Genomic DNA, 24050 nt, shown 5'->3' on the forward strand with positions numbered 1-24050 from the left:
TCAGGCCTAAACGTAGCAGATGGTTTAGCTCTAAACGAGGAGTGGTGTGGCACTCGACCCGAACGATCCCGTGGACGCGATCGCGCTGGCCTGGACCGTGGAGCGGCCGGGCACCCAGGTCGAGTCCATCGGCGTGGTCACCCGGATCTGGCACGCGGCGAAGCTGCTGGGCGAGGACCGCACGCGCACGCTGGCCGCGGCCGGTGCCGACGCGGCGATCCTCGACCTGCTCTCGGTCCTGCGCCGCAGCGGCCCGCCGTACCGCCTGACCACCAGGGAACTCACCGAGGCGACGCTCGTCTCGGCCGGCGCGATCTCCCAGCGCGTCGCCCGCGCCGAACGCGACGGCCTGGTCACCCGCACCACCCGCGCCGACGGTTCCCGCAAGGTCGACGTCGAACTCACCGAGGCGGGGCACGCCATGGTCGAGCGGCTGGTCGACCGCGTGCTCGGCCGCGAGGCCGAACTGGTCTCGTCCCTGACCTCGGCACAGCAGGCCCAGCTCGCGGAACTCCTGCGCCGACTGCTGGCGGGCCTCCACGCCGAACTCGGCGACCACCGGCTCGGCCAGGTCGGAGATTAGGCAGCGCGGCGCCGAAGCGGCCGCTTGTCGACCGTGCCTTGCCGGCGACATCGAGTCCGGCGCGCTCAGGCGAGACTGACCCCGTGCCACGCGTCGGCGTGCCGGTCGGCGAAGGCGTGCTGCCGCGACTCCCAGCACAGTTCCCGGCAGCGGGCCCAGCGGAGCCCGCCGTCCGCCGCGTCGCACCAGACCATCACCAGTTCACCGTCGGCCGATCTGCCGAGCGCCGGTCCGCCAGCGGCCCGCCGATCGCTCAGCACCACCTCGTCGCCCAGGTGGTCACCGGTCCCGGCCACCCACCCGATGTGGTCGTCCTCGACCCGGCGCCACGCGAAGTGCAGGTGCACGCCGTCGGAGGCCACCGCGGGCACCGCGCTCGTCCGCCAGTTCCCCACCGGGCCCTCGATCGTCCAGGTGCCGTCGAAGACCGCGTGGCAGACGCGCGAGTCGAAGGTGCGCCGCCAGACCATGTGCAACCGGCCGTCGTGCTCGGCGAGGGAAACGTTTTCGTCCACGAAGTGCAGACCGAGATCGCGCGACTCGGTTTCCCATCGATCGCCGTGGAGTTCCGCCCAGCGGATCGTGTACTGCTGATGGCTCGGCGGCCGGAAATTGCGCTCTTCCCGCCGGAAAGCGAGAAATGTCCGATCACCGAGCCTGCCGAGCACCGGAAAGGTCAGCGTGCGGAATCCGGTCGATTCCCGTGGCGACCAGCTCCCGTCGCGCAGGCGTGACCACCAGATGTTCCGCTCGACGCCCTTCCAGGCCATGTAGGTGTGGTCACCATTCCTGGCGAGCGCCACTCCCCGGCCGGTGCACCGGTCGCCGAGAACCTGCACTTCCGGCCATTGCCCGGCCTGGCCGGGAGCGGACCACCGAATGAAGTTGGTGCCGCCCTCGAACCACGCCATTGCGGGCATTCCCGACATTCAACCCCCTCGGCTCAGCCACATCACCCGCTCAGTCGCGTCGATCAGGCCGAACGTTCTCGGCACCGGAGGAAAAGGCACGAATGGGCGAACAGAGGGTTTCGTAACACCGTTACAAATGAATGGCCCGCGCGAGATTCCGACAATAGGCGGCCACGCCTACAACTGTCCAGTGGAACCGAGGTAAGGGGCGATCTTCATTTCGACGGCACCACACCGATCTCGGCGGCCGTTGCCGTGCTCACCGAACTCGACTTGAGCACGGTTCCCGCCTTCAGCCCGGCGTCGTTGTCCTCGATGAGCACGTTCCGCTCGCCGATGAACTGGCCGGTCTCCGGATCGATGACGATGTCGTGGCGCGAGTCGTCGTCCTCGATGCCCAGCGCCGTGCCCACCCGTCCGTCCAAAGTGGCCGTGTTGTCCGTCTGCCTGATCCCGGGCACGGTGGCCAGCACCCGGTACAGCGCCGAGCGCAGGTCGGCGGGCACCCGGCCGGTGCGCAGTAGGTCGCTCGCGTAGTCGAAGACCCTGACCTCACCACGGTCGTTGTCCGCCAGGTCCGCGCGGAGTCGTTCTTCGAGCTTCACCGGATCGCGCGGCAGGCCCGCCATCCACTCCGCGGTCGGGTGCTGCCAGCTGGCCGCACAGGGCGTTCGCCCGGTGGGGGTGCTGTAGTCGCCGCACGGTCCCCGCATGTCCTCGTCGGCGGCGTTCTCCGCGGCGATCTCGGGTCCGGCGTCGCGCTCGTCACCGGTGAGGAATTCACGATTGCCGGTGTATTCCTTGCGCAGCAACCATTCCTGCCGCTCGTCGGCAGGCACCCATTCGCGGGTCACCGACTCCGTGCGATAGGTGAGGTTCTTCTCCTCCGACCTGCTCAGTGTCCAGGCGTGGGTCTCGACGTAGCGGAACTGACCGGGAGCCAGCGGCACGTCGGTGCCCGGCGCCTGCGCGGCGCGATGCAGGATGGCCGCGCTCGCGGGGTCGACCTTCGCCTCGTCCACCGACAGCAGTTGCGTACCCGCGGCACCGGCGATCACCACGGCGGCGGCCGCCGCCGCGAGCCACATCGACCGCTTCTTCCGTTGCGGTGCGGCACTTTTGGCTTTCAGCACGGGAACTCCTTCCACTTCCGCCGCGGCGGCGAGCACCTTGGCCCGCCCGCGGGCGATCACGTCCTCATCGGTGTGCACGTCCGCGCGCACCTGGCGCAGCAGGCCGTCGAGTTCGGTGTCGTTCATCGTTTCAGTCCTTTCTGGCCAGTTCGGCGCGCAGCTGCCGCCGCGCGCGGTGGAGGCGGGATCGGACGGTGCCGACCGGAATGTCCAGGGCCGCGGCGACCTCGTTCGCGTCCATTTCCGCCCAGGTGCTGAGCAGCGTCGCGGTTGCCGGGCTCGATCCGGGCGAGTGCCCCGGAGAGCCGGCCCACCTGCTCCTCGGCGTCGACCGAATCCGGCACCCGCGCGTCGGGCGGTTCCGCGTTCTGGCGCGCTTCCCCCGCCATCCGGGCGGCGAGCCGCAGCGTCCGCGTCTGCTCACGGAGGTGGCCGCGGAGCAGGTTGGTGGCGATACCGTAGAGCCAGGAGCGCGCCGTCCCCCGATCGGAGACGTAGTTGTGCCTGGTCTGGAGCGCCACCAGGAAGGTCTCGGCGACGAGGTCGTCCGCGACCGCCCCGGCTCTCCTGGCCAGGTAGCGGTGCAGCCCTCTGGCGTGCCGGTCGTAGAGCAGGCCGAAGGTTCGGACGACGTCGGCGCCGCCGAGATCGGGCCGGTCAGTATCTGACACGTCGGACACGTCGGACACGGCCGGGCCGTCGGCGGCAGGTTCGGTCATTGGCCTCACGACGGTAATTGGCGAATTCCGCCGCGGCCATTCGCGTGACCTGTGTCACGCTCAATAGTGGAGAGTGGAGACCGGGGTCAGGTCGTGGGGAACGTCAGGGTGTCGCGCGCGGCGCTGGCGTCGACCGCGGAAACCTCGCCGGTGCGGGCGAAACCCGCCCAGACAGCACGCACCGCGCGGCCGCGTCGGTCCACTTCGGACCACGAGACCGAGCCGAGCAGCTGGGCACCTTCCCAGGCCCGCCGGGTGCCCAGGATCAGCGGCAGATCGGTGATGTGCGCGGCGCCGAACGGACTGCCTGCCGGTTGCCAGGTCATCCGGTAGCGCACGGCCTGGCCGCCCGCTTCCCGGTGCCTGCGCGCGAAATCCCGCGCGGGCGAGTCGTAGATCTTCCGGCTGATCGGCCCGGTGAGGCGCCGGACGGCCTTGCCCGCCAGCGGAATCCGGAAGACGCGTTCGACGGCGGGGATCGCACCGGCGAACAACGCGGCTTCTTCGGCCGTGCAGCCGATCAGCACGTCGATCCGTGGCGCGGCCTTCCGCCAAGCTTCGTCCCGAGCGGACTCCGCGGGCACCGGATGCAGGCCGTACTGCACGCCGAAGGGCATGCCGCCGGGCAGGCCGAAGCGCTTGGCGGCCTTCTCCGCCACGCGTTGCGCCGCGAGGATCTCGCTGACCGGCGCGTCCGGCGGCAGCTCGCCCACCGCCGCGAGCATCGCCGTGGTCATCGCGGCCCGGCCGGAGGTGATGCCCAGCGGAGCGCTCTGGATGATCGCGCGCCGGAACAGCCCCTCGGCCCCCTCGCTGATCATCAGGTGCGCGATCGCGTCACCACCCGCGGACTGGCCGAACAACGTCACCGATTCGGGATCACCGCCGAACGCGGCGATGTTGTCCCGCACCCAGCGCAACGCCGCGAGCTGGTCCAGCAGGCCGAGGTTCGCGGGCACGCGCTCGCCGTCACCGAAGAAGCCGAGCACGCCGAGCCGGTAGGTGAGGTTCACGACCACCACCCGCTGCTCCGCGACCAGCGAACGCGGGTCGTACACGTGGAGGTCACCCGCGCCGGTGACGTACGAGCCGCCGTGGATCCACACCAGCACCGGCAGGCGCTCACCATCGGCGAGGTCCGCCGGCGCGGTGATGGACAGGCGCTGGCAGGGCTCGCCGTCGCCGAGATCGTCGTCGCCGATCAGCCGGGTCAGCAGCTCCGAGCGGTGCTGCGGCGGGGCGAGCGCCCGGTCGAAGGCGGTGAAGGGCTCGGTGAACGGTGGCACCGGTTCAGGGAGCCCGAACCGCTCCGCGGTCGCGTACGGCACCCCGAGCACGCGCACCACGTCTTCCTCGACCCGCCCGACAACCGGCCCCGACAACGTCTCGAATTCCCGCTCCACCCCGTCATGATCACACGGACCCGGCCGCCCGCAGCCGGTCCGCCAGCACGCGGCAGCGCGCCGCGAGTTCCGGCGGGTCGAGCACCTCGAAGTCGTGGCCCAGCAGCATCATGTGCAGGAGCACGAAGTCGAGGCCGGCCGCGCCGCTGAGCACTTCGCAGCGCTGCTTTCCGCGGGGCCGCACCACCGCCGCCGACGCCGGGATCTGCGTGCGCACGGTGCTCGCGGGCGCGTGCACGAGGAAGCGGGCCTGCTGCGCGTAAACCCGGACCGCGACGCTCTCCTGCACGTAGGTCGCCGCGTCGGGTGCCTCGCGCGGCTTGAAGTGCCAGGTCCGCGCGGTCACCTCGGTCATCCGGTCGACGCGGAAACTCCGCCAGTCCACCCGGTCGAGGTCGAAGGCGAACAGGTACCAGCGCCGGTCGGAGGCGACCAGGCGGTAGGGCTCGACCCGCCGCGCGGTGTCCCCGGACGCGTATCCGAAACCCACTTCCACCTGGTCGCGGCAAGCCCTGGCCAGGGTCATGAGCACCTCGGGATCGACCGGCACGCGGCCACCGTCGAAGGACTCCACCGAGTCGGACAGCGCGCGGACCTCGCGCCGCAACCGCGTCGGCAGCACCCGGTCGAGCTTGGCCAGCGCCCGGAGCGCGGCGTCCCCGGCACTGGCGACCGCGCCACCCGCGCCGACCAGCAGCGAGACCGCGGTGGCGATCGCCTCCTCGTCGTCGAGCAGCAGCGGCGGCAGGTCCTGCCCGGCGCCGAGCTGGTAACCGCCGCCGACGCCCTGGCTGGCGTGCACCGGATAACCGAGCGCGCGCAGCCGCTCGACGTCACGCCGGACCGTGCGCGGGGTGACCCCGAGCCGTCCGGCCAGTTCGGGGCCGGTCCACACCTGCCGCTGCTGGAGCAGGCCGAGCAGGGTGAGCACCCGCTCGGTGGTGCCAAGGTCGTCGCCGTCCACGTTGTTCACCCAACCAGAGATAGCGGACCGATCCTGTCCGCTGGGCGTGCCAGAGTGGTCCCATGAGCGATTTCGACTGGAACCGGACGCTGCGTGAGCAGTGGGAATGGCACTGGAACCACCAGGTCCGCGCCCGCCTCGACGGCCTCGGTGACGACGAGTACTTCTGGTCGCCGGTGCCGGACGCCTGGAGCGTGCGGCCGCGCGGCACCTCGACCGCGCCCATCCAGGTCGGCGGCGGGGAGTTCACCATCGACTACGCCTTTCCCCAGCCGGAGCCCGCGCCCTTCACCACGATCGCCTGGCGCCTCGCCCACGTCATCGTCGGTGTGCTCGCCGCGCGCAACGCCGCGCACTTCGGCGCTCCGGCGGTGTCCTACGAAACCTGGGACTACGCCGGGGACGCGGCCACCGCGCTCGATCAGCTCAACACCCAGCTCGAGGTGTGGCTGGCCGGCGTGCGCGGACTGAGCGAGGCGGAGTTGCGGATGCCGATCGGGGACAAGGAGCCCTATCCCGAGCTGGCCGTGGCCGACCTGGTGCAGCACATCCACCGCGAACTGATCCACCACCTGTCCGAGGTCTGCCTGCTGCGCGACCTGTACCTGCACACGAACGGAGCCACCCGATGAGCCGCCACGTCCAGATCACCTTCGACGCGCACGACCCGCGGGCACTGTCCTGCTTCTGGCGCGACGCGCTGCATTACGTGCACCCGGCCCCGCCGGGGGTCGAACTGCCCGAGGGCGCTGACCCGATGGCCGCGTGGGATGAGTTCCTGGTCAAGATGGGTGTCCCGGAGGACCAGCGCAATTCGAGTTCCGCCGTGGAGGATCCCGATGGGCAGGGACCGCGGCTGTTCTTCCAGCAGGTCCCGGAAGACAAGGTGGCGAAAAACCGCGTGCACCTGGACGTCCGCGCGGCCCCCGGCCTACAGGGCGACGAGCGGATGGCGGTGCTGGAGGCCGAGTGCGAGCGGCTGCTCGCTCTCGGTGCGACCAGGGTGGAACGTCACGAACCCGCTCCCCCGCTCAGCTTCGGCTTCATCGTGATGCGGGACCCCGAGGGCAACGAGTTCTGCCTGGACTAGCGGATCCGTGCGCGCAGGCGGAGGGCGGTGACGATCTCGACCACGCCGACCAGCAGCAGCCAGCACCCGGTCAGCACGGTGAGCACGGCGATCGAGTTCAGCGGCGAGACGATCAGCACGATTCCGCCCAGTCCGCTGATGATGCCGAGAAAGGCCTGCCAGCCGCGGGCGGGCATGGCAACGTCCGCGGCGGCGGCCATCGTCTGGGTGACGCCGCGGAACAGCCAGCCGATGCCGACCCACAGTGCGAGCAGGAGGATCGACCGGAGCGCGCTGCTGAAGCAGAAGACGCCGAGCACGATCGACAGCGCGCCGCTGAGAAAAGCCAGCACCCGCACCGGCGCCGAGGCATGCGTGCCGAATGCCGCCAGTACCTGGAAGATGCCGCTGACCAGGAGGTAGGCCCCGAAGAACACCCCGGCGACGACCAAGCTCGGCCCCGGCCAGACCAGGACGACCACGCCGAGCAGGAGAGCGACGACCCCAGCGGCCAGCACGGCCTGCCACGCCGCCCTCGCCAGCCCGGCCAGGAGACCGTCCGACGGGTTCAGGCCGCCCACGTCCGGTGCGTGATGAGTCATCGCCGCGGCTCCTCCCTGTGCTGTTGGGATCACGCTAGGGCGCGGGATGGGTGGGCGCGCGCCTGAACCCCCGGGGACACCCGTCAGAGGGACGGCGTGGCGGGACGGCGTGGAGACGGTTCGGCGGCGATGGTCGCTTTCGAGGTGCCGGTGGTGGGGGTGGCAGATATACGAACGGTCGTACACCTAGTGTCCGGGACCCCTCTGTCGCGGGCACCCAATACGTACGACCGTTCGTATACCTGATGCTCCGGGCGGGCCCACTGCACGCGGCCCGCGCAAACCCAACTACCCGGTCACCCGGCTATCCGGCTATCCGGCTATCCGGCCACCCGACTACCCGGCGGCGAAATACATACGACCGTTCGTATACCTGGCGCCACCCGCCACCCAAGTCAGGAAATAAATACGACCGGTCGTACATCTGGCGCCCCAAGGCAACCCCGCCGCCCCGCCATCAATACGTACGACCGGTCGTATACCTACCTCAACCCCGCTGAGCCCGTTCCTCCACCCGTTCCACCTTCCCCACCAGGAACACGTAGGACAGGATCCCGGCCACGGTGATCACCGTCATATAAGCGAATCCCGGCGTGAAGCTCTCGTCCGTGACGATCAAGCCGATCACGATCGGGGTGGCGATCGAAGACAGGTTGCCGATGAAGTTGAACATTCCGCCGGTCAGCCCGAACAATCGTCGCGGCGCGAGTGCCGAGACCAGCGACCAGGTGATCGAGGCGAGGCCGTTGCCGAAGAAAGCCACCGACAGGAACACGATGACCAGCGCCGTGGAATCGGTGAAGCTCGCGCCCACCATCAGCGTGCTCAGCAACAAACCGGCGATGATCGGACCCTTCCGCGCCGCTCCGAGCGAAACGCCGCGCCGCAGCAGGAAGTCCGAAAGCACACCGGAAACCAGCACGCCGACCAGCGCCGCGACGAACGGCAGTGAGGCCAGGAATCCGGACTTGATGTAGTCCATTTCCCGATACTCCACCAAATACGTCGGGAACCAGGTCAGGAAGAACCACAGCGTCGACGTCAGGCAGAACTGGCCGAGATAAATACCCCACAGCTTCCGGCGGCCCAGCACCACCGCCAGATCGGCCCTGGTGATCCGCGCCCGTTCCGGCTTTTCGCGCGCCAGGTCCACCAGCCCGCCACCGGACCGGATCAATTCGACCTCGGCGTCGTTCGCCCGCGAATCACGCGGTTCCCGGTACACCGCGTACCAGAGCACCGCCCACAGGATGCCGACCAGACCGGTGGTGACGAAGATCCAGTGCCACGACAACATCGTCTGCAGCCAGGACAGCACCGGCGTCAGCAGCGCCAGGCCGATGAACTGCCCCGAAGTGTAGAACCCGATGGTGGTGGCGCGCTCCCGCTCCGGGAACCACACCGTGGCGATCTTGCTGTTGATCGGGTACGCGGGCGCCTCGAACACGCCCACCATCAACCGCAGCGCGATCAGCGCGACGAAACCGCCGACGATGCCCATGAAGAACGTCGCCAGTGACCACAGCACCAGGCACACCGGGTAGAGCACCCGCGCCGGAACCCGGTCGACCAGCCAGCCGCCGGGGATCTGCAAAGCGGCGTACGTCCAGCCGAAGGCCGACAGCAGCAATCCCTGCTGTGCCTTGGAAAGGTCCATCTCGCCGGCGATCGCGGGCATGGCGATCGACAGGTTGGATCGGTCCAGGTAGTTGATCACCACGGTGACAAAGAGCATCACCGCGACGAGCACGCGGACGCGAGAGGCCTTTGTGGACAGACTGGTGCCCGCGGTTGTGGTCTGCGTCATCGGGCTCACCACTCCGCGAACGAGCCGTCGGAATGCCGCCACACGGGATTGCGCCAGCGATGTCCTTCCGCGGCGCGCTCGGCGACGTACTCCTCGTTGATCTCGATGCCGAGCCCGGGACCACGCGGGATGTCGACCTGGCCGTCGCGGTAGGTGAACACCGCCGGGTCCGCCAGGTAGTCGAGCAGGTCGTTGCTGGTGTTGTAGTGGATGCCCAGGCTCTGCTCCTGGATCGTCGCGTTGTAGCACCCGGCGTCGATCTGCAGGCAGGCCGCGAGCGCGATCGGGCCGAGCGGGCAGTGCAGCGCCAGTCCGACGTCGTGCGCCTCGGCCATGTGCGCGATCTTGCGCGCTTCGGTGATCCCACCGCAGTGCGACGGGTCGGGCTGGATGATGTCCACCGCGCCCGAGGCAAGCGCCGATTTGAAGTCCCACCGGGAATACAGCCGCTCGCCGAGCGCGATCGGGATCGGCGAGGCACGCAGCACGTCGGCGAAATCCTCGACGTGCTCGGAAAGCACCGGCTCCTCGACGAACATCAGCCGGTACGGTTCGAGTTCGCGGAGCAGCACCTTGGCCATCGGCTTGTGCACGCGGCCGTGGAAGTCCACGCCGATGCCGATGTCCGAGCCGACCGCCTGGCGCACGGCGTCCACATTGGCCACGCACCGGTCGACCTTGGCCCAGGTGTCCAGATAGGACAGTTCCTCGGTCCCGTTCATCTTCACCGCGCTGAACCCGCGGTCCACCACCTCGCGCGCGGCGCGGGCGGTTTCCGCGGGGCGGTCACCGCCGATCCAGGAGTACACCTTGATCCGGTCGCGGACCCGCCCGCCGAGCAGGTCGTGCACGGGCACACCGAGTGCCTTGCCCTTGATGTCCCACAGCGCCTGGTCGATCCCGGCCAGCGCGCTCATGTGGATGCCGCCACCGCGGTAGAAGCCCCCGCGGTAGAGCACGGTCCACAGGTCCTCGATGCGCGAGGGGTCCTGGCCGATCAGGTAGTCGGAGAGTTCTTCCACCGTCGCCGCCACCGAGGCGGCCCGGCCCTCCAGCACCGGCTCGCCCCAGCCGGTGATCCCCGCATCGGTCTCGATCTTCAGGAAGCACCAGCGGGGCGGCACCTGATATGTCGTCATTGACGTGATCTTCATGATTTCCCTTACTGACAAGGCACTACTGCGAGTTCTCGGCCCAGATCCGGCGGAGTTCACCGGCGCGGGCACCGACCGCGCCGGCGGTGTCGCCCGGCCGGTACAGGCAGGACCCCAGCCCCGCGCCCGCCACGCCCGCGGCGGCCCACGCGGCCAGGTTCGTCTCGTCGACCCCGCCGACCGGCAGCAGTTCGACGTCCTTCGGGAGCACGGCGCGCCAGGCACCGGCCCCGCTGATCCCGACCGCGTCGGCCGGGAAGAGCTTGAGGTGGCGGGCGCCCGCGGCGATCGCGGTGAACGCCTCGGTGGGCGTGGCGACGCCCGGGTACGGCGTCATCCCCAGCTCGACCGCGGTGGTGATCACCGCGGGGTCGCAGTTGGGTGCCACGACGAGCCGGGCGCCGGCTTCCTGGGCCCGCCCGGCGTCTTCGGTGGTGAGCACGGTGCCCGCCCCGATCGCGCACCGGTCACCGAGCGCGTCGGCGAGCAGGCGCACGCTGGTGAACGGCTCCGGGGAGTTCAGCGGCACTTCGATGGTGGTGATGCCCGCGTCGGCGAGCGCGTGGCCGATGTCCACCACCTCGGCTGGGGTGACCCCACGCAGGATCGCGATCAGTCCGGTCATGATTTCCCTTCCGTGACGAGCCCGGCCGCGGTCGCGATGCGCCACAGGCCCTCGGCGGCGGTTTCCTCGGTTCGCACCGCGGCTTCCACACCGTGGTGGGCGAGCGCGGCGGCGTACCGGCGGCACAGGTCGGCCGTGCCGCACACCACCACGCCGGTTTCCCCACCGGGCACCAGGTGCGAGACCTCGTCGGCGATGAGCACCCCGGAGAGGTAGTCGGGCAGGGACGCCGGGGCCAGTTCGCCGTCGAGCACGAGCGGGCGGGCACCGAACAGTTCGGTGGACAGCCCGCGGGCTCGCCGTCCCGCGGTCAATCCCCGCTCGAACGCCACGTCGTCGCGGACCGCTTCGGCGGCGGTGCGGGCGAAGATGCCGTGCGCGGTCAGCAGGCCGTGCAGTTCTCCCGACATCGCGGTGGCGAAGGCGGTCACCTCGCCGCGCTCGACGCGGACCCACTTGCTGTGCGTTCCCGGCAGCACCACCGTGGCGCACCGCCCGGTGAGCAGGTCGGACATCCCGGCGAGCTGGGTCTCCTCACCGCGGAGCACGTCGCCGGGAAGCTCCCCCGACGGCATCCGCAGGCCGGGGACCAGGTGGAGCACGCCGTCGCGGTGCGGTACCGGGACCAGCCCGGTGAAGTCCAGAGTGGACGGCACCGTGCGGTAGCCGGTGTCGGTCCAGCCCTGCGCGCTGCCCACCATGCCGCAGGCGATGGCGGGCAGCCCGCCGGCGAGCCAGTCACCGCACGCCTGGTGGAGTGCCGCCTCGTAGGCGGCTTCGCGGGCCGCCGGGTCACCGGGGTCGATGCCCTCGGTGACGGCCATCAGCCCGCGCCCCGAGCGGCGGGTGCCCAGGATGCGGCCATCCGCGCCGAGCAGCCAGGCGCGCTGTCCGGAGGTCCCCCAGTCGAGCGCGACCAGGGCGGGTTCGGGGTCGTTCACAGGACGCACTGTGCGGCCGGGTTCCCGATAATGCGAATGACGTCCCTATATGTAGGATCAGGGCGTGGTCGAGAACGCGCCGCCCGGCACCCAGACGCTCGCCCGCGGCCTCGCGGTGATCCGCGCGGTCGCCGGGGGCGCGGCCGATCTGCGGGCACTGGTCGAGCGGACCGGCCTGGGCCGCAGCACCGCGCACCGGTTGGTCCAGCTGCTGGTGAGCGAGGGGTACCTGCGCAGCGGGCGGGAGGGCTACACGCTCGGGCCGACGCTGATCGAACTGGGTTTCCAGGCGCTGCACGGCAATCCGCTGCCGGTGGTGGCCAGGCCGGTGCTGGAGGAACTGTCCGCGCAGCTGAGCGACACGGTGCACCTCGCCGTGCGTGACGGCGATTCGGTGCTGTACCTGGACAAGCTCCCGGGTTCACGCGGCGCGGAGATGCGTTCCCGGATCGGTCACCGCATGCCGCTGACCCGCACGGGGGTCGGCATGGCCCTGCTGCTGGACTCGGAGCCGGAATGGCGGGCGCTCTACCAGGCCGAGGGCCCGCTGGAACCGGACCAGGTCTCCCCTGGCGATCTGGACGCCTTCCTGGTGCGCATGCGCGAGTACGCCGATTCGGGCGTGGCGCTGGACCTGGAGGACAACGAACCGGGCATCCGCTGCGTGGCGGCACCCGTGCGGGACGCCACCGGTGAGATCGCCGGCGCGATCAGCGTCTCGGCGACCCGTCCCTACATGCCCGCCGCCCGCCTGCGCGGCCTGGCGAAGGTGGTGGGCCGGGCGGCCCAGCAGATCTCGGCCGGCCTCGGTCACCGCGACCACTGACCGAAAAGGGCAAGGCGAAACCCTTCCACACAGTCGAAATAGGACGGTCGAGCCGGCCGGATGCCACTCAACGGCAGAAAAGTCCGTTCGCCGATGGGTTGCCTCCGATCGGCGAACCGAAGACGAGCGGGCAAGTCTGGGTGTCGGATCGGGCAGCACCGGGTCCGGCGACCGGCCTCGGATCATGTTTCAGGTTTACTGAATGCAGGAGCGACACGTTCCCCTCTGCCAAGCGTTCACCTCCGCGAGAGCGAATTCAAGGACAGTGATGCGCGATCACAAATATTGTATTGTCGTCGAAATCGATCGGTCCTTCCGGATCGGCCGGACGGAAAACCGGTGCCCGGACTGGTTCAGCCCGGTGGCCGACGAGTTCGAGGGCCGCGACATCCGCGACCTGGTACCACCCGGTTTCCGGGCACGGTTCGGCGAGCAGCTCACGTCGATCTTCACCCGGCGGACCTGCTGCACGAGAACGCCGGTCATCACCCTGAAGACCGGGAAGTCCTCGTTCCGGGCGTCGCTTTCGTGCACGCTCAAGCCGTTCGGCGACACCACGATGGTGATCGCCACCATCATGTTCTTCCGCACGATGGACCTTCCGGTCGGCGAAAGCGCGCCGGCCGCCGGCGAGCGCATCAGCGAAACCAGCGCCCGCGTGCTCGAAGGCGTGGCGGCGGGCGTGCCGAGCAAGGCACTCGCCCTGCGGTTGCACCTGAGCCAGGCCGGTATCGACTACCACGTGAACACCCTGCTCAGGAGGTTCGACGCGACGAACAGGACGGCACTGGTCGCGCGGGCGTACTCGACCGGAACGCTGAAGCCGGGGGTCTGGCCGCCGCGGCTGGCCGCGACGCACGCCGCCGCCGCCGAGAACAAGCGATCGGGCTGACCGCGGCCACGGTTCCCAACCGGCCCGCGAATTCACCAGCACCCCTAGCAGCCTCCGCGGCCGCCCCTCTTCTTCCTGATTGCCTTTTTTGGTACGTGATCAAGGGTTGTTGGCCCGCATCGGGATGGACTACGTTGGCGTCGACTTCCAGTCGAACACGCAAACGACGTTCGCATTTATCGCGCCTTCCCGAGGAGTACCGAGTGTTTCGAAGAGACAGCGCTTTCCGGCGTGCCGGACGCGGCTTCTACGCCGCGCTGACCGCCGTCGTGATCCTCCTGGTCGGCTCGGCCGCCAGCGCCGAGTCGCCGGTGGCCGAGCAACCGGCGTCGACGAGCCTGCCGGGGTTCAGCCACGGAACCGTGGCCGTGCAGGGCACCACGCTGCACTACGTCCGCGGCGGGTCCGGACCGCCGCTGGTGCTGCTGCACGGCTGGCCGCAGACCTGGTGGGAGTGGGCCGACGTGATGCCCGCGCTCGCCGCGCACCACACCGTGATCGCGTTCGACCTCCCCGGCGCGGGCGAGTCGACCATCCCGACCGGCGGCTACGACAAGGTGACCGCCGCGAAGCGCATCCGCGAGGGCGTCCACAAGCTCGGTTACAACCAGGTTTCCCTTCTCGGCCACGACACCGGCGCGCTCATCGCCTACCCGTACGCTCGCGACTACCCCTCCGAGGTGGTCCGGATGGCCGTGCTGGAGACGCCGCTGTCCGGCTTCGGCCTCGAGAACTTCTACGGGATCAGCTTCCACCTCGGCCTGAACCAGACCGCCGCCCCGGTTCCGGAGAAGCTCATCGACAACGACGACGTGTCGACCTATCTCGGCTGGCTGTTCAGCGGCGCCCGGTACCCCGACCGCATCGACCAGGCCACCTTCTTCCAGGCCTACGCGAGCCCGGCACGCCGGACCGCGGGCTACGAGTACTACCGCGCGTTCGCCGCCGACGCCGCGAACAACCAGGCCAACGCCCACAAGCGCCTGCCGATGCCGGTGCTGGCGATGGGCGCGGAGTTCGCCTTCGGCCCGCAGGTCGCCGCCTCCTTCAGCCAGGTCGGTGACGATGTCCGCGGGGTCGTCGCGCCCGACAGCGGGCACTGGATCGCCGAGGAGAACACGGCGTTCCTGAGCGCCTGCGCGAAGTTGTTCTTCGGGCCGCAGGGAGTTCCCGCGCCCAGTCCGGAACTGGCGAGCTGCGTGGCCTGACCGCCGCTCGTACCTCGGTCCCGTGCGGTCGGCCCGCGCGGGACCGAGGTGTTTCCGCGTCCGGAACGAGTGGACTCGGGGACAAACCGGCTGTGGACGCTGCGCCAACGACTTCGTGGCCCGATCCCGGAACCCTGGTGGCACAGGGAAAACGACGGAAAGGGACCACGATGAAGCTCAGTGCCAGACTTTCTTCCCTCGCCGCGGCAACGGCGATGGCCACCGCCGGTCTCGCCATCGCCGCTCCCTCGGCGTCCGCCCACAGCGAGAGCGATCTGTCGGGGATCTGCGGTGGCGGTTACAGCATCGTCAGTGACGCCGGAGGGATCGACGGCAAGGCAAAGCGCCCCGTCCGGACCCCCGCGGGCACCCGGTGGGGCTACGTCTACCTGCTCTACAACAGCGGCAACGGCAACAACTGCGTGGTCACCCTCAAGACCACCTTCCACGGCACGCCGTCGCTGACCAACGCCGTGCTCTGGGTGCAGGGCCGGGACAACCCCTACGTGGACCAGGGCGACTATTCGCACTACGCCGACGTGCAGGCGAAGGGCGACAACAAGTGCGTCGCCTATTCCGGGGCGATCGCGAATCCGAACAACTCCACCGTGGCCACCGGCGGTCGTCCCGAGTGGGGCAACTGCGGATGATCGTGGCGGCGCTCTCGGTGACACCGGGAGCGCCGTTCCGTCAACGCGTCAGGGCGTGGTGGCGGTAATCGCTCGGCGCGACGCCGAAAGCGGCCCGGAAGGCTCGGGTGAACGCCGCGTGCTGACGGAAACCCCACCGCGCGCCGATCCGATACACCGGCACCGCGCGCATCGCGGGATCGGCCAGGTCGCGGCGAGCGCGTTCCAGGCGCTGCTCACGGATCCACACCGAAACCGGGACGCCTTCGGCCTGGAAGAGCCGGTGCAGGTAGCTCACCGAAATGTGGTGCGCGGCGGCGATCGTGGCGGGACGCAACTCCGGATCGTGCAGGCGCTGCCGGATGTACGCCTTGGCCCGCAACACCAGCACGCCGCGGCGCGCCTCCCCGGGGATGTCGGCCTCCAGCACGTGCTCGACCAGCGCGGACACCAGGTTCGTGGTGACCGCGCCCAGCCGCACGCGATCGGCGGGGCGGTAGCTCCCGCTCCGGCTCACCTGGGTCAGGAATCCCGCCAGCAGCGCGCCGACCCCCTCGCGCCCCGGCAAGGGATGACCGGCGACCCGCTCCACCACTTTTTCGGGCAACGGCAGGACGCGCCGGGGTATCTCGGCACCCACGCACGTCACCAGTCCGCGCTCGCGGTGCGCGCGCAGCTCGCCGAGCCGGGTGGAGTCGAACACGTGCAGGTCATAAGGCTGGTACGCCGCGCTCACCCGACCCCAGGTGCGGTGCATCGTGCCACTGGTTGGCAGGCAGACGACGTAACACTCCGGGTCCGCCCGGCGGACCATGGACGCCGTCCGCCGGAAGGTCACCGAGGTGAACTCCTTGCCCCACACGCGAACCAGATCGAGCCACACCTCACTGGCGCGGAACTCGACCTCCCCATCCCACGACGCCTCGAGCGGCACACTGGCTTCCGCCAGCCGATCTCGCGCATCGCACTTCGTCTCGCCCACATCCGCCCCCTCGGCCCCAAAAACAGAAGCCAAGCACGACAGCTGTTACGCCGCTGTTGCCCCGCCGGTCGAGTCGCTGGCGGAGCCCTGCCGCACGGTCACAGCGCGAGGCCATTGGCTCGTGCCTTCCACAGCTCGTAGCGCGCCGGTTTGGTGTCGAGTTGTTCCAGCCCTCTCACTGCCCAGAACCGCAGCGAGTCGTCGTCGGCGTGGAGTTGTTCGGTGAGTATCGGCAGCGCGTTCGCCGAGCGGGCATGACCGATGAGTTCGAGCAGCCAGCACCTCAAGCCGTGGTCGGTTCGTTCCTCGGTGAACTCGGCGATGAGCCGGTCGACGTGTTCCGCGGCGTGTGGCAGCAGGAAGTGGAAGCCGTCTTCCCGGTCCTGCGGATCACGAGCACGCATGAGCCGCATGGCTTCCTGGAAGCGAATCGTCACCCTGTCGAGGTTAGCCGCGCGCCCGGCTCGGCAGTGGCAAGATGGGTGCCCGTGCTGAGTGACGAGTTGACCGACCTCGCCCGCCAATACGATCTGGCGCCGTTGCCGGTCGAGGGCGGGCTGTTCCGGCGGACCTGGGCGGGCCCGGCCGACGAAACCGGTCGTCCCGCGGGTTCGGCGATCATCGCGCTGTTCTCCGCCGAGAACGGCCTTTTCTCCGCCTTGCACCGGCTTCCGCTCGACGAGGTATGGCACTTCTACCGCGGCGATCCGCTGGAACTGCTCCTGCTCGGCCCGGACGGCCAGGTCCGCGTCGAACTGCTCGGACCGGCCCCCGGCCAGCACATCCAGCTGGTCGTCCCGGCCGGAACCTGGATGGGCGCGCAGGTCGCGCCGGGCGGGCGCTGGGCCCTCTGCGGCACCACCATGGCGCCGGGCTTCATGCCCTCCGACTACGAGGGCGGCGATCCGGACGCACTGTGCGCCCAGTACCCGGCCGCCGCGTCTCGCATCCGCGCCCTCTCCCGCCCGGACGCTCCACTGCACATGTCGGAGGACCCCGATGCCTGACGGCGTGAAGCTGGACCTGACCGGCACCGCGACCCTGGTGACCGGGGCCAGCGGCGGGATCGGCCGCGGGATCGCGCTCCGGTTCGCCGAAGCCGGAAGCGCCGTCGCCGTTCAGTACCACCACAACCGCGAAGCGGCCGACGAAGTCGTCCACCAGATCGAGGAGGCCGGTGGCACCGCTGTCGCCTTCGCCGCCGACCTCACCGACGACGCCGCCTGCCACGACCTCGTACGCGCCGCGGCAACTTGGGCCGGACGACTCGACACCGTGGTCAACAACGCCGGAATCCAACCCGTCGAAGACCTGCCCGGCATGGCCGCCGACAGCTGGAACGCCGTGATCCGGACCGACCTGACCAGCGCGTTCTCCTGCACGCAAGCCGCCGCCGGGGTGATGGCCGACGCCGGCGGCAGCATCATCCACATCGCGTCCATCGAAGCCACCCAGCCCGCGCCGGGGCACGCGCACTACAGCTCCGCCAAGGCCGCGCTCGTCATGCACGCCCGCGCGGCGGCACTCGAATACGGGCCGCGCCGCATCCGGGTCAACACCGTCTCACCCGGCCTGATCGACCGGCCGGGCCTGGCCACCGACTGGCCCGACGGCGTCCGCCGCTGGCAGCACGCCGCTCCCCTGACCCGCCTCGGCACCCCCGCCGACGTCGCCAACGCCTGCGTTTTCCTCGCCTCACCACTGGCGAGCTGGATCACCGGCCACAACCTCGTCGTCGACGGCGGCGTCTCCGCCCGTCCCACCTGGTAGCCAGGGCTCTACTCGTCCACAGTGGACGCTGAAGGCGCGTGGTCGAGGTCCGCCAGCAGCGCCAGCAACCCGGGGAACCGGCCCTCGAACTCGTCACGCAGTCGCACGAAGGTGCCGTTACCGGCGTTCCGCTGCCGGACCAGTCCCGCGTCGCGGAGCACGCGCCAGTGGTGCGTGCGGGTCGACTTCGCCTTGGGCAGCGCGAAAGACGCGCAGGCGCGCTCCGCCCCTCCGCCGCTCAACAACGCGAGGACCACCTGCCGCCGATGCGGGTCCGCCAGCGCGGACAGCACCGTCCCGAGCGCCACCTCGCCGATCGGCGGAACCGGAAACTCATCCACCATCACCACCTGGACATGGTACGACAAATCTCGTACCGTGAAGGTACCAATCCACTCGTACCATCCGAGGTGACCGTGCTCTGCGTGTTCGACATCAACGAAACCCTGCTCGACCTCGCCCCGCTCGACGACGTGTTCGGCTCGGCGGAAGCCAGGCGCGCGTGGTTCGCCCAGGTGATCCACACCGCGCTGACCATCACCGCGACCGGTGGTTACCGCGACTTCGCGGCCATCGCCGGTGCGGCCGCCGACGAGGATGTGCGCCCCAAGGTCGGCCCCGTGCTCCGCGGCCTTCCGGCCCACCCGGACGTTCCCGGCGGCCTCACCCGCCTGCGCGAGGCCGGGTTCACCCTGGTCGCCCTGGGCAACTCACCGCTGGCCACCATCGAGGCGCAGATGAGCAACTCCGGACTCCGCGACCATTTCACCGCGGTGTTCTCCGCGGAACAGGCCGGCGCCCTCAAACCGGCCGCGGCGCCGTACCGCACCGTGCTCGGCGCCTACCCCGGCCAGGACGCGATCATGATCGCCGCGCACGGCTGGGACATCGCCGGAGCCGCGGCCGCGGGGCTGCGCACCGCCTTTGTCGAACGACCGGGGCAGCGCCAACTGCCCGGCGGCCCCACGGCCGACTTCAGCGCGCCCGACATCGAAGTACTCGCCACCAAACTGATCGAAGCAGGCACCGCGCGCTGACCGGAGTTACGGCGGACTGATGGCAGTGAGCAAACGGGCGAGCTTCCACGGCCGTGGCCCCCAAGCGGCGAGTTGCCCGCCGACAAGCGGTTTCCACAGTCCGCGCCTGCCGATGAACACCAGCATGAGGGCCGAGGGGTCGGCGCGGATATGGGCATCGACAGCACGCGCGGAACCCGGATCCAGCGTCAGCGAACCACGGTCGAAGACCATCGTCGTGCGGCCGCCACCCCGCAGACGCAGTTCGAAACGGCCTCGGAAGGCACCCGCCTTTTCTTGATCGACAAAAGCCGTGGGCGGCAAGGCTTCGATGAGCGGAAGCACGCCACCTTCGACCGCGAGCACCGCGTGGTGGCGTGAAATCGCCCACGGACGGCCGACGGCTTCGGCGATGTCATGGCCGTGCATCAGGCATTCCTCGAGCAGATGGCACGCCACCACCGACGGCGGAACGCGAACGCCTTGCAGCCATCCGGTGGTGGCCGTGCGCGAGCACGAGACGACGTCGTCGAACTCGACGGCCAGCGCCCCGAGCCGGTCCGCGAGTGCCGCCGGGTCCCGTTCCTCGTCCCGGGTCAGCATCTTCGCGTTGACCTCGGCCATGCCCGCTGACGTCACGACGGCGTCCGGGACCGGTTTCCCGGCGATGGCGTCGGTGTCGAACCGGAAGACGTGGGACAGGTGAGCCGCGACCTCACCGACCGTCCAGGCACCGACCGAAGCCGAACCCGCGTCGGGAATGCTCCGCACCAGTTCGAACAGACGGGGAACGACTTCCCGCACGGCGGCGCGAGCCTGCGCCAGGGTCCCCGAAACCGCGTCAGCCATGACCATTCCCCCTCCTCACCGACGTGCTGGATATTGTCAGGTTCACTTGAGATTGTAAAGTGGACGGTGGGAGCGGCTCGCTGTCGCGCTGCACGTCCGGCGCACCACCGAGTCCGGGCGTTAGGATGGTTGGCGACTTCGAGGATTCGAGCAGAAGCAGGAGCAGGGCGTGCCCATCTCGCCGTCGCGACTCACGCTGGCACGCAAGTTGCGGGCCATGACGCTGGCGGATCTGAGCAGCCTCACCGATCTCAGTCCACAAACGATCAACCGCTGCGAACTCGGCCACCAGGAACCGACGGCCGACAGCGTCAACCGCCTCGCCGACGCACTGAAGCTGCCGCCCGCGTTCTTCCACCGGCCCGACGTGGAGCCGCTTCCGACCGCGACGGCGAGCCTGCGCTCACCGAGCAAGACCTCCGCGTTCCGCCGCGACGCGGTGCTCGCCGCCGCCCTGATCGCCTCGGAGATCGCCGCCTGGATCGGCGCCCGGTTCCGGTTGCCACGGGCGAACCTGCCCACGGCCCCGGCGAACCCGTCGGCCGAGGACATCGAAGCGATGGCGCGGCGCATCCGGAACGAGTGGGGCCTCGGGCAGCGGCCGATCCCCAACCTGATCCACCTGCTCGAATCCCGCGGGGTGCGGATCTTCTCGCTCGTGCAGGAAGTCCGCGACGTCGACGCGTTCTCCGTCTTCCTCCGCGGCGAGCCGTTCATCTTCATCGACACCGGCAAAACCGCCGAGCGCCAGCGCTTCGACGCCGCCCACGAACTCGGCCACCTCGTCCTCCACCAGGGGCCGGGACGAATCGACGGACGCGAGGCCGAACGCCAGGCGGACCGCTTCGCCGCCGCCCTGCTCATGCCCCGCGGTGACGTGCTCGCCCGCAACCTGCACCAGGCCGACGCCGCCCGGCTCCGCCAGGCCAGCCGGCGCTGGGGCGTCTCGCCGATGGCACTGGCCCACCGGCTGTCCGAACTGGACATCATCACCCGCTGGCGCTACCGCACCCTCTGCCCCGAACTGGCCGAAAGCGGCAGCCATCTCACCGCGGAAACCTCGCAGGTGCTGGAAAAGGTGTTCGCCCACCTGCGCCGCTCCGAGCGCGGGGTCCGCGCCATCGCCGACGACCTCGAACTGACCCCCGAGGAGTTCAACCGCCACGTCTTCGGACTGGCCGCGGTGCACCTCCACGCGGTGGCCCCGGCCGGCGTCGCCCAGTCCTCGCGGTGCGCCGGGTAGCTTCCTCCAGCGCCTGAATCGATATCCCGGCGACGGTTCCCGCCGGAAACAGGTCGATCAACCTAGATTGATGTATTATCCGAACCGTGCCGACCACCGAGACAGCCGAGCCGCCGCCGTTCGTGCGGCTGGCCGGAGATCCGCTGCGCTGGCAGCTGCTGCGCCAACTGGCGCACGGTGATCGCCGGGTGCGCGAACTGGTGGAGGCGGTCGGGCAACCGCAGAACCTGGTGTCCTACCACCTGCGCAAGCTGCGGGCCGCGGAACTGGTCACCGCGCGGCGGAGCAGCTTCGACGGCCGGGACACCTACTACCACCTCGATCTCTCGCGGTGCGCGGACGCGCTCGCCGAGACCGGGATCGCCCTGCACCCCGGTCTCGCGCCGGGCCGGGTGAACCGGACGCGATCCACCGCCCGGCTGAAGGTGTTGTTCGTGTGCACGGGGAACAGCGGCCGCTCTCCGATGGCCGCGGCGCTGTTGCGACATCGGGCCGGTCCGTCGGTCGAGGTGTTCAGCGCGGGCAGCGCGCCGAAGCCACTGCACTCGGAGGCGGTGCGCGCGCTCGCCGGGTACCGCGTCCCGCTCACCCACGAACCGACCCATGTGGACAGTCTTCGCCGCAGGCGGTTCCACTGGGTGATCACCTTGTGCGACCGGGCCCGTGAGGTCTGCCCGGAGTTCCCCGGTCACCCCCGCGTGCTCCACTGGAGCCTGCCGGACCCGGCAAAGGAAACCGACGACGCGGGCGAAACCCTTCCGGCGTTCCGCCGCCTCGCGGGCGAACTGGACCGCCGGATCGGCTTCCTGCTCCCCCGCTTCGGCATGTCCGCCGAAGCGGAAAGCCGAATCTAGAACAGAAAGGCGGAAGCGCATGACGTCGGATCTGGTGAGCGTGCGTTACCTGGTCGACGAGGTCGAGGCCGCCGTCGAGTTCTACACCGAGCACCTCGGGTTCACCATCAACACCAACGCGATACCGGCGTTCGCGGACGTGGTGCGCGGCAACCTCCGGCTGCTCCTCAGCGGCCCGGCCAGTTCCGCCGGGCGCCCGATGCCCGACGGCACCAAGCCCGGACCCGGTGGCTGGAACCGGATCCACCTCATCGTCGACGACATCGATGCCGAGGTCGCCCGGCTGCGCGCGGCGGGCATCCGGTTCCGCAGCGACGTGGTCAGCGGGCCCGGTGGCCGTCAGATCGTGTTCGACGACCCGGCGGGCAACCCGGTCGAACTGTTCCAGCCCGCCGCCCGGTGAAGCGGGCCGCCGGTAAGGCCCTCGGTTACCGGTATTGACAGAACCTTTCCCCGATTCTCGTTTTCCGGTAGCATGTACGGCCGCGCAATTGGCGCGGTTCCGTGTTGTCTCACGTCGCCTCACGTCGTCCCGCATTCTGGATGTTTTACCGGAGGTTTACCGGCCATCCGGTTGGTTGATCATGGAGCTGACAGTGGTCAGCGGGCAGAGTTGCCGTTCCGACTCGATTTCCGGGCTTTCACGCAGAGTTAACTGCGGAGACGGGGCAGTGCCCGTTTTGCCTGTTAGCCTTGACCAACGGCAGGAAATCGAGACACAACATCCGCGGGAAAGGGGGCGAATCGTGCTGGGCTCGACCAAATTCCGGTTGCTGCTGCTGGCCGGGCTGCTGGCCTTGCAGTTCCTGGCCCCCGCGCTCGCTCCCGGCACCCCGTCGGTCGCGCTGAACGGGATCACCGACGCCACCGATGCCACCGCGACCGCCGCCGAGCGGTCCGAGCCCGAACACGCCGTGTGCGACTCGCCGGATCCCACCTCCCCCAACGGTCTTCCGCGCACGCGCGACCGGTATCGCGCCCCGGCCGACCTCTCCCCGCAACCGGTCGCGCGCCCCGCGTCGACCTGCGCCGACGTGGCCGCGCGCCCGCCCACCGCGGTCGTCGCGCTCGCCCGGCCGCCACACCTCGGCGCGTCCGCCGCCGATTCCGCCGCGGTGCTCCAGGTTTTCCGCCGCTGAGCCGTTCACCACGATCGATCACCCGCCACGTCCGTCGATGACGCCGACGTGGGGGCACGTCGCTGTGCCCGAATCGAGTTCCGTTGCCCGACACCGACGCGCCGGCCAATGGCGCGCCAGGAGGAATTCCCGAAATGCAGTCGCTGATCGAGCACGCCCGTTCCTTCCGACGGCAGTGCGAGGACCGCGCCGAACAGTTCGCGCGGCTGGCCGACGGCCAGTCACCGCAGGTCCTGTTTGTCACCTGTTCCGATTCGCGGGTCGTTCCGGCCCTGATCACCGGCGCCCGTCCCGGTGAACTCTTCGAACTGCGCACCGCGGGCAACATCGTGCCCCCGTACGCCGCCGGCCGGCCCAGCGGCGAGGTGGCCACCATCGAATACGCGGTGGAAGTGCTCGGGGTCACCGACATCGTGGTCTGCGGCCACTCGCACTGCGGCGCCGTCGGCGCGCTGGTGCGCGGTGACGACCTGACCGCCGTGCCCGCCGTGCACGGCTGGCTCTCCCACGCCACGCCCCGTCCGGAAGGGACGGTCGAGGACCCGGCCGTCGCCGACGCGGTGCAGAACCACGTGCTGACCCAGGTGCTGCGGCTGCGCTCGTACCCGGGCATCGACCGGCGCCTGAGCGCGGGTGAGGTCCGGCTGCACGGCTGGTTCTACGAAGTGCACACGGGATCCGTGCTGGCCCACGACTCCGACACCGACACCTTCCAGGCGCTGTGAGGACCA

At 69.9% G+C, this 24050-nt stretch carries 29 protein-coding genes and 1 pseudogene; 15 read left to right on the plus strand and 15 right to left on the minus strand.

Annotated features, from left to right (window positions below; all coding sequences use genetic code 11):
- Positions 1-46 precede the first annotated feature (46 nt).
- Positions 47-583 (plus strand): MarR family winged helix-turn-helix transcriptional regulator, encoded by a 537-nt coding sequence (locus YIM_RS37510; RefSeq protein ID WP_153034892.1) that lies wholly within the window; start codon positions 47-49, stop codon positions 581-583.
- A gap of 65 nt (positions 584-648) precedes the next feature.
- On the opposite strand, the gene YIM_RS37515 is transcribed toward YIM_RS37510, so the two are convergent.
- The 6 genes and pseudogenes from YIM_RS37515 to YIM_RS37535 all read right to left on the minus strand — a co-directional run bounded on the left by YIM_RS37515 (position 649) and on the right by YIM_RS37535 (position 5713).
- Positions 649-1503 (minus strand): hypothetical protein, encoded by an 855-nt coding sequence (locus tag YIM_RS37515; protein WP_153034893.1) that lies wholly within the window; start codon positions 1501-1503, stop codon positions 649-651.
- 206 nt (positions 1504-1709) lie between these two features.
- Positions 1710-2753, minus strand: a complete 1044-nt coding sequence (locus YIM_RS37520; RefSeq protein WP_153034894.1) for a CU044_5270 family protein — start codon at positions 2751-2753, stop codon at positions 1710-1712.
- 4 nt (positions 2754-2757) lie between these two features.
- On the minus strand, positions 2758-2868 hold the full coding sequence (locus YIM_RS50155) for a sigma factor-like helix-turn-helix DNA-binding protein (RefSeq protein WP_370469040.1): 111 nt from the start codon (positions 2866-2868) through the stop codon (positions 2758-2760).
- Positions 2869-3094: 226 nt separating this feature from the next.
- Positions 3095-3346 (minus strand): annotated as a pseudogene (locus YIM_RS50160) (RNA polymerase sigma factor); the annotation flags it as partial.
- An 86-nt stretch (positions 3347-3432) separates the two neighbouring features.
- Positions 3433-4749 (minus strand): carboxylesterase family protein, encoded by a 1317-nt coding sequence (locus YIM_RS37530; protein WP_153034895.1) that lies wholly within the window; start codon positions 4747-4749, stop codon positions 3433-3435.
- A 10-nt stretch (positions 4750-4759) separates the two neighbouring features.
- Complete coding sequence (locus YIM_RS37535; protein ID WP_153037491.1) at positions 4760-5713, minus strand: WYL domain-containing protein; 954 nt, start codon at positions 5711-5713, stop codon at positions 4760-4762.
- A gap of 62 nt (positions 5714-5775) precedes the next feature.
- Here YIM_RS37535 and YIM_RS37540 point away from each other — a divergent pair, with 62 nt between their 5' ends.
- Both YIM_RS37540 and YIM_RS37545 read left to right on the plus strand, forming a co-directional pair.
- On the plus strand, positions 5776-6345 hold the full coding sequence (locus YIM_RS37540; RefSeq protein WP_153034896.1) for a DinB family protein: 570 nt from the start codon (positions 5776-5778) through the stop codon (positions 6343-6345).
- Positions 6342-6803, plus strand: a complete 462-nt coding sequence (locus YIM_RS37545) for a VOC family protein (protein ID WP_153034897.1) — start codon at positions 6342-6344, stop codon at positions 6801-6803. The genes YIM_RS37540 and YIM_RS37545 overlap by 4 nt, the downstream gene beginning before the upstream one ends.
- Here the strand turns inward: YIM_RS37545 and YIM_RS37550 are convergent.
- The 5 genes from YIM_RS37550 to YIM_RS37570 all read right to left on the minus strand — a co-directional run bounded on the left by YIM_RS37550 (position 6800) and on the right by YIM_RS37570 (position 11911).
- Positions 6800-7384: an HdeD family acid-resistance protein gene (locus YIM_RS37550; RefSeq protein ID WP_153034898.1), complete on the minus strand. Its 585-nt coding sequence runs from the start codon at positions 7382-7384 to the stop codon at positions 6800-6802. The genes YIM_RS37545 and YIM_RS37550 overlap by 4 nt on opposite strands.
- Before the next feature lie 487 nt (positions 7385-7871).
- Positions 7872-9191, minus strand: a complete 1320-nt coding sequence (locus tag YIM_RS37555) for an MFS transporter (protein WP_153034899.1) — start codon at positions 9189-9191, stop codon at positions 7872-7874.
- Positions 9192-9196: 5 nt separating this feature from the next.
- A complete protein-coding gene (gene dgoD, locus YIM_RS37560; RefSeq protein WP_153034900.1) occupies positions 9197-10345 on the minus strand; it encodes a galactonate dehydratase in 1149 nt (382 codons plus the stop codon).
- A gap of 22 nt (positions 10346-10367) precedes the next feature.
- Positions 10368-10970: a 2-dehydro-3-deoxy-6-phosphogalactonate aldolase gene (locus tag YIM_RS37565; RefSeq protein WP_153034901.1), complete on the minus strand. Its 603-nt coding sequence runs from the start codon at positions 10968-10970 to the stop codon at positions 10368-10370.
- Positions 10967-11911: a 2-dehydro-3-deoxygalactonokinase gene (locus tag YIM_RS37570; protein ID WP_228004273.1), complete on the minus strand. Its 945-nt coding sequence runs from the start codon at positions 11909-11911 to the stop codon at positions 10967-10969. The genes YIM_RS37565 and YIM_RS37570 overlap by 4 nt, the downstream gene beginning before the upstream one ends.
- 64 nt (positions 11912-11975) lie before the next feature.
- On the opposite strand from YIM_RS37570, the gene YIM_RS37575 reads away from it, so the two are divergent.
- The 4 genes from YIM_RS37575 (at position 11976) to YIM_RS37590 (ending at position 15487) form a co-directional block, all read left to right on the plus strand.
- Entirely contained in the window at positions 11976-12737 is a 762-nt protein-coding gene (locus YIM_RS37575; protein ID WP_153034903.1) for an IclR family transcriptional regulator, read from the plus strand.
- Positions 12738-13005: 268 nt separating this feature from the next.
- Positions 13006-13629, plus strand: coding sequence for a LuxR C-terminal-related transcriptional regulator (locus YIM_RS37580; RefSeq protein ID WP_194239877.1), 624 nt, complete (start codon positions 13006-13008; stop codon positions 13627-13629).
- Between the two features lie 203 nt (positions 13630-13832).
- Entirely contained in the window at positions 13833-14837 is a 1005-nt protein-coding gene (locus YIM_RS37585) for an alpha/beta fold hydrolase (protein WP_228004274.1), read from the plus strand.
- Positions 14838-15007: 170 nt separating this feature from the next.
- A complete protein-coding gene (locus tag YIM_RS37590) occupies positions 15008-15487 on the plus strand; it encodes a hypothetical protein (RefSeq protein ID WP_153034905.1) in 480 nt (159 codons plus the stop codon).
- Positions 15488-15527: 40 nt separating this feature from the next.
- Here the strand turns inward: YIM_RS37590 and YIM_RS37595 are convergent, their stop codons facing one another.
- Complete coding sequence (locus tag YIM_RS37595; protein ID WP_153034906.1) at positions 15528-16448, minus strand: helix-turn-helix domain-containing protein; 921 nt, start codon at positions 16446-16448, stop codon at positions 15528-15530.
- 98 nt (positions 16449-16546) lie between these two features.
- Positions 16547-16885, minus strand: coding sequence for a hypothetical protein (locus tag YIM_RS37600; RefSeq protein WP_228004275.1), 339 nt, complete (start codon positions 16883-16885; stop codon positions 16547-16549).
- Positions 16886-16936: 51 nt separating this feature from the next.
- Here YIM_RS37600 and YIM_RS37605 point away from each other — a divergent pair, with 51 nt between their 5' ends.
- Both YIM_RS37605 and YIM_RS37610 read left to right on the plus strand, forming a co-directional pair.
- The gene (locus tag YIM_RS37605) at positions 16937-17455 is read left to right on the plus strand and encodes a cupin domain-containing protein (protein WP_153034907.1); all 519 of its coding nucleotides are present in this window, start codon (positions 16937-16939) and stop codon (positions 17453-17455) included.
- Positions 17448-18218: an SDR family NAD(P)-dependent oxidoreductase gene (locus YIM_RS37610; RefSeq protein ID WP_153034908.1), complete on the plus strand. Its 771-nt coding sequence runs from the start codon at positions 17448-17450 to the stop codon at positions 18216-18218. The genes YIM_RS37605 and YIM_RS37610 overlap by 8 nt, the downstream gene beginning before the upstream one ends.
- Positions 18219-18226: 8 nt before the next feature.
- Here YIM_RS37610 and YIM_RS37615 read toward each other — a convergent pair whose 3' ends face one another.
- Positions 18227-18562 carry a helix-turn-helix transcriptional regulator gene (locus YIM_RS37615; RefSeq protein ID WP_153037494.1) on the minus strand — a complete coding sequence of 112 codons (336 nt, stop codon included), beginning with the start codon at positions 18560-18562 and terminating at the stop codon, positions 18227-18229.
- A 72-nt stretch (positions 18563-18634) separates the two neighbouring features.
- Here YIM_RS37615 and YIM_RS37620 point away from each other — a divergent pair, with 72 nt between their 5' ends.
- Positions 18635-19255, plus strand: coding sequence for an HAD family hydrolase (locus tag YIM_RS37620; RefSeq protein WP_153037495.1), 621 nt, complete (start codon positions 18635-18637; stop codon positions 19253-19255).
- Between the two features lie 6 nt (positions 19256-19261).
- On the opposite strand, the gene YIM_RS37625 is transcribed toward YIM_RS37620, so the two are convergent.
- Positions 19262-20083: a maleylpyruvate isomerase N-terminal domain-containing protein gene (locus YIM_RS37625; RefSeq protein WP_194239878.1), complete on the minus strand. Its 822-nt coding sequence runs from the start codon at positions 20081-20083 to the stop codon at positions 19262-19264.
- A 169-nt stretch (positions 20084-20252) separates the two neighbouring features.
- On the opposite strand from YIM_RS37625, the gene YIM_RS37630 reads away from it, so the two are divergent.
- The 5 genes from YIM_RS37630 to YIM_RS37650 all read left to right on the plus strand — a co-directional run bounded on the left by YIM_RS37630 (position 20253) and on the right by YIM_RS37650 (position 24044).
- On the plus strand, positions 20253-21326 hold the full coding sequence (locus YIM_RS37630; RefSeq protein WP_153034910.1) for an ImmA/IrrE family metallo-endopeptidase: 1074 nt from the start codon (positions 20253-20255) through the stop codon (positions 21324-21326).
- Between the two features lie 86 nt (positions 21327-21412).
- Positions 21413-22180, plus strand: coding sequence for a metalloregulator ArsR/SmtB family transcription factor (locus YIM_RS37635; RefSeq protein ID WP_153034911.1), 768 nt, complete (start codon positions 21413-21415; stop codon positions 22178-22180).
- A 19-nt stretch (positions 22181-22199) separates the two neighbouring features.
- Positions 22200-22583 (plus strand): VOC family protein, encoded by a 384-nt coding sequence (locus YIM_RS37640; protein ID WP_153034912.1) that lies wholly within the window; start codon positions 22200-22202, stop codon positions 22581-22583.
- Positions 22584-22926: 343 nt separating this feature from the next.
- Positions 22927-23319, plus strand: a complete 393-nt coding sequence (locus tag YIM_RS37645; protein ID WP_153034913.1) for a hypothetical protein — start codon at positions 22927-22929, stop codon at positions 23317-23319.
- 134 nt (positions 23320-23453) lie between these two features.
- Positions 23454-24044: a carbonic anhydrase gene (locus tag YIM_RS37650; RefSeq protein WP_153034914.1), complete on the plus strand. Its 591-nt coding sequence runs from the start codon at positions 23454-23456 to the stop codon at positions 24042-24044.
- Positions 24045-24050: the final 6 nt, after the last annotated feature.

The sequence above is a fragment of the Amycolatopsis sp. YIM 10 genome, assembly GCF_009429145.1.
Taxonomy (GTDB): domain Bacteria; phylum Actinomycetota; class Actinomycetes; order Mycobacteriales; family Pseudonocardiaceae; genus Amycolatopsis.